Annotated in this window: 8 protein-coding genes; 6 read left to right on the top strand and 2 right to left on the bottom strand. The window is 64.2% G+C overall.

What is annotated here, in order from left to right; translation table 11 throughout:
• The coding region (locus tag ELR45_RS39340; RefSeq protein WP_205857398.1) for a DUF4158 domain-containing protein at positions 1–189 on the bottom strand (189 nt) is incomplete at its 3' end.
• A 279-nt stretch (positions 190–468) separates the two neighbouring features.
• Here ELR45_RS39340 and ELR45_RS27890 point away from each other — a divergent pair.
• The 6 genes from ELR45_RS27890 to ELR45_RS27915 are packed head-to-tail and all read left to right on the top strand — an operon-like array spanning position 469 to position 5,848.
• Positions 469–1,224 carry a sugar phosphate isomerase/epimerase family protein gene (locus tag ELR45_RS27890; RefSeq protein ID WP_240760208.1) on the top strand — a complete coding sequence of 252 codons (756 nt, stop codon included), beginning with the start codon at positions 469–471 and terminating at the stop codon, positions 1,222–1,224.
• Between the two features lie 15 nt (positions 1,225–1,239).
• Positions 1,240–1,974 (top strand): GntR family transcriptional regulator, encoded by a 735-nt coding sequence (locus tag ELR45_RS27895; RefSeq protein WP_129669243.1) that lies wholly within the window; start codon positions 1,240–1,242, stop codon positions 1,972–1,974.
• A gap of 37 nt (positions 1,975–2,011) precedes the next feature.
• The gene (locus ELR45_RS27900) at positions 2,012–3,010 is read left to right on the top strand and encodes a TRAP transporter substrate-binding protein (RefSeq protein ID WP_240760209.1); all 999 of its coding nucleotides are present in this window, start codon (positions 2,012–2,014) and stop codon (positions 3,008–3,010) included.
• A gap of 2 nt (positions 3,011–3,012) precedes the next feature.
• Entirely contained in the window at positions 3,013–3,582 is a 570-nt protein-coding gene (locus ELR45_RS27905) for a TRAP transporter small permease (protein ID WP_129669245.1), read from the top strand.
• A gap of 9 nt (positions 3,583–3,591) precedes the next feature.
• Entirely contained in the window at positions 3,592–4,863 is a 1,272-nt protein-coding gene (locus tag ELR45_RS27910) for a TRAP transporter large permease (protein ID WP_129669246.1), read from the top strand.
• 22 nt (positions 4,864–4,885) lie between these two features.
• Positions 4,886–5,848, top strand: coding sequence for a sugar phosphate isomerase/epimerase family protein (locus tag ELR45_RS27915; RefSeq protein ID WP_129669247.1), 963 nt, complete (start codon positions 4,886–4,888; stop codon positions 5,846–5,848).
• Positions 5,849–5,969: 121 nt separating this feature from the next.
• Here the strand turns inward: ELR45_RS27915 and ELR45_RS27920 are convergent.
• Positions 5,970–6,164 (bottom strand): YciI family protein (locus ELR45_RS27920; protein ID WP_240760202.1); only part of this gene is annotated, 195 nt, incomplete at its 5' end.

The following is a 6,164-nucleotide window of genomic DNA, read 5'->3' on the forward strand; positions in this document are numbered from 1 at the left end:
AACGTACTCGACCGCAGCGTCCGGAATCTCACTACGACCACGCGGGAACCGGCCCTTCTCGGTGTAGAAGCGCAGCAGCAACGCGAACCCCAACCGTGTCGGGCCACGCTTGCCCGCCACCAACGCCAGCTCGTCATCAACCAGCGTCCATCGATCGATCAGCTCATCTTGATCAAGCTCCCGCGCCACGCGCGGACGCTACTCCCATCGCCCGCACCCTGACCAGGCCCCACTCGACGCGACTTGCACCTGATGACACGTTCCTTACCGACACCCCCTCATGGTCGGGAAATCGCGCTTGACCAGTCGGCACCTTCGACCTATGGTGGACCCAATATTGGATCCAATTAGGGGTCCAGTTGCGTCGTCGGAAGTGAGTCAATGGAGATCGGAATCGGGAGTTATGCCTTTCGATGGGCGGTCGGGAACGAAGCGTTCCGTCCCGCCGTTCCTCTGGGCGTATTCGCGATGGTCGACGAGGCCGCGCAGCTGGGTTGCACATTGCTTCAGATCGCCGACAGCCCAGAGCTCGAGTCATTCGACGGGGCGCAGCGCCACCGGCTGCGATCGTACGCGTCCGGTAGAGGTGTGCGATTGCAGGTCGGCACGTCGGGCCTGACGGAGCCACGAATGCGCGACCAGCTACAGGCAGCACAAGACCTGGGAGCGGACGTCGTGCGTGTCGTGTTGGACGGCGCGGAGGGGCACCCAACGGTGTCGGAGAGCGTCGCGGTTCTCCGGCGTCTCGCGCCGGACTATGAAGCCGCGGGCGTCATGATCGGCATCGAGAACCATTTCATGACCCCGAGCGAGGATCTCGCGACGATTGTCGAGGGGACCGCGAGCACCGCCGTCGGCGTGTGTCTCGACACGGCGAACTCAATCATGATCGGCGAGTGGCCACTCACCACGGTCAAGATGCTGGCGCGCTACTGCGTCAACATGCACTTCAAGGATTACGCGATCCTGCCCGACCGCAACGGCGTGGGTGGGCACATCGTCGGCCGCACACTCGGCGAGGGTTGGCTCGACATCCCGAGCGTATTGGACTCGGCCGCGCCGGCGGACCGGCGGCTGGCGGGACGGCTTGGTGTCATCATCGAGCAGTGGCTGCCCCTCGCAGGCAGCGAGGCGGAAACCATCTCGGCCGAGCGCACCGGTCAAGCGGCTAACGTGGCCGCCGCGCGTCGAATACTCGCCGCTTATCCGCAACCAAGTCTGTGAGGAAGTGCACCGCTCATGGCTGCCCGTGACAACGTCTCCGCTCCCGAGCGCGTCTACCGCGAGCTTCGTCAAGCAATTCTGCAAGGTTCGATCGCACCCGGCGAGCGGCTGACCACCCAAGCTCTTGCCGAACGGCTCGGCGTGAGCAGAACGCCGATCCGGGCCGCGCTCGTCCGGCTGGAAGCCGACGGTCTCATCGACAATGAGGGTGGCCGCTCGGCCCGAGTACGCCCCATGACCGTCGATGAGGTCGAACACGCCTACGACGTCGCCATGGGCCTCGAAGGCGTGGCGGTCTTCCGGCTCGCCCAGACCGCGGATGACAGGCAGAAGGACCTGCTCCTGGAGACGGTCGACGCCATGGGGACGGCAGCTGAACAAGGTGACCGCGCGGCGTGGGTCCAGGCCGACGAGCGATTCCACGAACTACTCGCCGAGATGGCCGGAAACCCACTGCTGAAGCAAGTCATGCAGCGCGTCGAAACCATCATCGGCCGGCTGCGGTTTCTGTCCCTGCACGTCAATCCCGCAGGCGCGACGACGTCGGCGCGGGAGCACCGAGCCGTGGTGGATGCGATCCGAGCCGCGGACGCCGAGACCGCGCGCCATCAACACCACGATCACTGGGATCGCGTTCGCGAGGCAAACGTCAGTTTCTTACGTGAAGGGTTCAGCGGTTCCGCCGGCTACCTCTTGTCCACTCCCCCGGTCCGCGGTGTCGAAGGGGGGATTCGCACGAGCGACAGGTGAGTCCATGACCGTTCGTTGACGATTGGAAGTGCTGACAATGATGTCCTTCTCCCGTTCGCGCTACGCGAGCATCGCAGCAGTCGCCGTGATGCTGGCGTCAGCCGGATGCACGAATTCAGATTCCACTGGCACAGGCGACGGCAGCCACGAACTGATCATCGGGGCGACGTCGGCCGGTTCCTCCCTCGAAATCCAGGCGCTGGAGCGCTGGGCCGATGCGGTCGACTCCCGCACGGACGGCGAGCTGACCATCACGATCTTGCCCGACGGGCAGCTCGGCAGCGAGCTCGAGATCCAGGAAGCGATCATCAACGGTGACGTTCATGGCGTCTCTGGCGGAGTCACCGGCGTGCCTGAGCTTGACTTCCTTGCGGCGGCGTACATCTTCCGCGATGCCGACCACATGACGGACGTCCTTCGTAGCGATGTCATCGATCCCTGGTCCCAGGCATGGGTCGATCAGTCCGGGGTCGAGATCGTCGGCGTCTTGGAACGGCTGCCCCGAACGCTCACCAGCAGCCGTCGCGTGGAGACCCCGGCCGACGCCGAAGGACTCGACATACGGGTACCAAACACCGATTTCCAGATCTCGATCTGGGAAGCAGTCGGTGCCACGCCTGTGGCGATCCCCGCGCAGGAGGTTTACTCGGCTCTGGAGACCGGCGTCGTCGACGCACAAGAGAACGCGCTCGATACCGCCTATGCCAATGGCGTCGGCGAAGTCCAGCGTTACGTCACTCTCACCGAGCACACGTTCATGCCGCAGTTCGTCGGGGTCAGCAGCCAAGCGCTGCAGGAACTTCCTGACGACCTGCGGACCGTGCTCGACGAGGAGATGTCTTCGGCGGAGGACTGGTTATCCGGCGAGTTGGAGACGGCATACAACGACATCCTCGCCGACTGGGAGCAGCAAGGACTCGAGATTATCGAGCCGGACGTCGACGCCTTCCGCGAGCTGATGTACCCGGTCACCGAACGCCATGCCGCAGACATCTGGGGCGAGGACGTGCTCGAGCGCATCCAGACGGAGTTCTGACCATGCCGCATGCAGATCGGCGCGATCACGCGCGCCGCATCGTCGATCGCGTGACGAGTGCTCTCGATGTACTGCAGCGCACGCTCGTGATCGCACTCGTCGCCATCTTGTCGGCGCTGGCACTGCTGCTGATCTGGCAAGTGTTCGACCGGTTGGTTCTCGGCGGCGGCCAGAACTGGGTCGAGGAATCCGCCCGCCTGTCATTGGTGTGGCTCACGTTTCTTGGCGCTGCGGCACTGCTGCGGGAACGCAAACATCTGACCGTCGAATACTTTGTGGACAAGTTTCCCCCACGGGTGCGCCGAGCCATCACTGTTGCGGTAGACATGTGCCTCGCCGTCTTTCTGACGGTCCTCCTGTGTCAAATACCGGCCGTATGGGCGTCCTCATCAGTGCTGGTCTCCCCCAGTCTCGGAATTCCCCGCACGGCGCTCGCGCTCGCCGCATTCATCAGCTTCGGCATCGGACTCCTCTATTGCCTCGAATCACTCGCACGGCAATTCCTGCACATGCCAGATGTTCGACAGATCACAACTGACCCGTCAGACGAGCGTGCGGACATTTCAGTTTAGGACCGACTTATGGATATCATCTGGCTCCTTGCGCCGATGATCGCGCTGATATTCCTGCGTGTCCCGGTCGCTTACGCGATCGGCATCTCGGCAATAGGGTTCTCACTTATCGAAGGAACCAACCCGGCCGCGGTCATACAGCGTTCGGTCGCTTCGCTCGACAGCTTCACGCTGCTGGCGATTCCACTCTTCTTGCTCGCCGCGGAGATCATGAGCGCCGCGGGCCTGACGCGGGTACTCATGGACGCCGTGCTCAGCTGGGTCCGCAGCAGGCGCGGAGGTCTCGCATACGCCAACGTCGGCGCGAGCATCGTCTTCGCGGGCATCTCAGGCTCAGCGGTGGCCGACGCCGCGGGCACAGGCCGACTGCTGGTACCACAGATGATCCGCAACGGCTACAGCGCTCGTTACGCGGCTAGCGTGACCGCATCATCGTCGCTGGTCAGTCCGATCCTGCCGCCCTCCATCCCGCTCATCGTCTACGGACTCGTCGCCCAAGTCTCAATCGGAGCCCTCTTCCTCGCCGGCATTCTGCCAGCACTGCTCATGGGCGCAGCCGTCATGCTCGTCGTCTTCCTCACCACATTCCGCGACCACACGCTCACCCGTGAGCGGTTCTCGCTCCCCGCCGCGTTCAACGCCACGGTGAAAGCATTTCCCATCCTCCTGCTCCCGATCCTCATCATCGGCGGCCTGCGGTTCGGCTACTTCACCCCCACCGAAGCCGCCGCCATCGCCTCCGGCTACGCACTGCTCTGCACATTGTTCTACGTTCGCCTGCCGCTACACACGCTCGGCGCCGTGATCCGGCGAGCCGCACTCACATCGGCGAGCATCCTCATCATCATCGCCTTCGCCGCCCACCTCGGCTGGATCATGTCCGTGCGCGGTATCCCGAAGACCATCGCCGAATGGCTGTCCTCCATCACCACATCACCCCAACTCCTACTCCTCATAGTCCTCGCATTCCTGGTCCTCATCGGAACCTTCATGGAAGCGATCGCAGCAATCCTCGTCACCGTCCCCGTGCTCGCCCCCGCGGCCACAGAACTGGGAATCGATCCGGTTCACTTCGGCATCGTCGTGGTCATGGCGCTCATGCTGGGACTTCTGACACCACCGGTCGGGCTCGTCCTCTACGTCGTGGGACAAGCGGCAGGACTCGACGCCATGAAAGTCGCCAGGGCCAACGCCTGGTTCTTCCTCGCACTCGCACTCGTCACACTCACGGTCGCGCTCGTCCCACAGATCAGCCTCTGGCTGCCACATCTCACGCAATGAACCAGAAGGGAATCCAGAATCGATGAAACTACAGCACTCGATCATGGTCGGGATCCTCGACCGATACGCCGACAGATTCACGGAGTTCCAGCCGGCCAAGCCGCTCGAAACGAGAATGGCCCAGGCATCGACTATCCCTGGCGCCGACGGCGTCGAACTCGTGTATCCGGCCGACCTCGCCGACCGAGACCGCGCGGCGGCGTTGGTCCAGGAGTCCGGTCTCGCCGTCTCCGCGGTCAACCTCAACGTCAAGTCGGACGCCGTCTGGCGCAACGGGTCGTTCACGAACCCGGACGAAGAGATCCGACGTCAGGCCGTCGACTGGCTGACCACCGCCATGGACCTCGCCGCCGACTTCGGCTCACACCTCGTGACGGTCTGCCCACTCATGGACGGCTGGGACTACAGCTTCCAGGTCGACTACGTGAACCAATGGCGATGGCTGGTGGACGGGTTCCGCCGTGCGATGGACCACAGAGACGACGTGCGCGTCAGCATCGAGTACAAGGCGTACGAGTCGCGCACACAGATCACCGTGCCCGACGTCGGGACCACCCTGCACCTGTGCGATCGGGTCGGCAGCGACAACCTCGGCGTAACGATGGACGTCGGCCACGCGCTCATCGCCGGCGAGACCCCGGCCATGAGCGCCGCGATGGCGCACGACGCCGGCCGGCTCTTCTACGTGCACTTCAACGACAACAACCGCGGATGGGACTGGGACATCGTCCCCGGAGCGGTGCACATCTGGGAGATGGTCGAGACCCTGTTCTACCTCGACCGCATTGGATGGGAGGGCTGGCTCGCCTACGACGTGTTCACCAAGCACGGCGACCCGGTCCAGGCGTTCGACGCGACCATCCGGGCGATGGAGGCGCTCGAGCGGCTCGTGGACAAAATCGGCCGGGACCGGCTGCAAGACCTCATCGACAACGCCACACCCGCGGAGGCGACCGCCCAACTCATCACGGCCCTCGTGGACTGACGCGACCGGGACGCCCAGATCCGTGCGGTGGTTGATGTCCGCTCTGCGTGAAGATCACGGGGGCTGACACACCCGGTGGGTGGTTCGAGCCCCGCTGGGTGGGTGGTTCGAGCCCCGCTGGCTAGGCGAACGGCCCGACGGTGATCTTCCACTCCTGGAGCTCTCGATCCTTGGTGACGTCGAGCCGGGTGTAGGGGTCTTGCTCGACCAGCGCCTGGGCGGCGTCGAGGTTCTCGGCGCTGAAGACGATGATCCCGCCCGTCAGGTCGGCCAGCGGGCCTGCCAGGACGACCGAGCCGTCGGCTTCGAGCCTGGC

It is taken from the genome of Phytoactinopolyspora endophytica (assembly GCF_004138495.1).
Taxonomy (GTDB): domain Bacteria; phylum Actinomycetota; class Actinomycetes; order Jiangellales; family Jiangellaceae; genus Phytoactinopolyspora; species Phytoactinopolyspora endophytica.

Coding starts and splice junctions, on each gene's coding strand:
- ELR45_RS27890 (WP_240760208.1), top strand. CDS start 469: ATGGTCGACGAGGCCGCGCAGCTGGGTTGCACATTGCTTCAGATCGCC.
- ELR45_RS27895 (WP_129669243.1), top strand. CDS start 1,240: ATGGCTGCCCGTGACAACGTCTCCGCTCCCGAGCGCGTCTACCGCGAG.
- ELR45_RS27900 (WP_240760209.1), top strand. CDS start 2,012: ATGATGTCCTTCTCCCGTTCGCGCTACGCGAGCATCGCAGCAGTCGCC.
- ELR45_RS27905 (WP_129669245.1), top strand. CDS start 3,013: ATGCCGCATGCAGATCGGCGCGATCACGCGCGCCGCATCGTCGATCGC.
- ELR45_RS27910 (WP_129669246.1), top strand. CDS start 3,592: ATGGATATCATCTGGCTCCTTGCGCCGATGATCGCGCTGATATTCCTG.
- ELR45_RS27915 (WP_129669247.1), top strand. CDS start 4,886: ATGAAACTACAGCACTCGATCATGGTCGGGATCCTCGACCGATACGCC.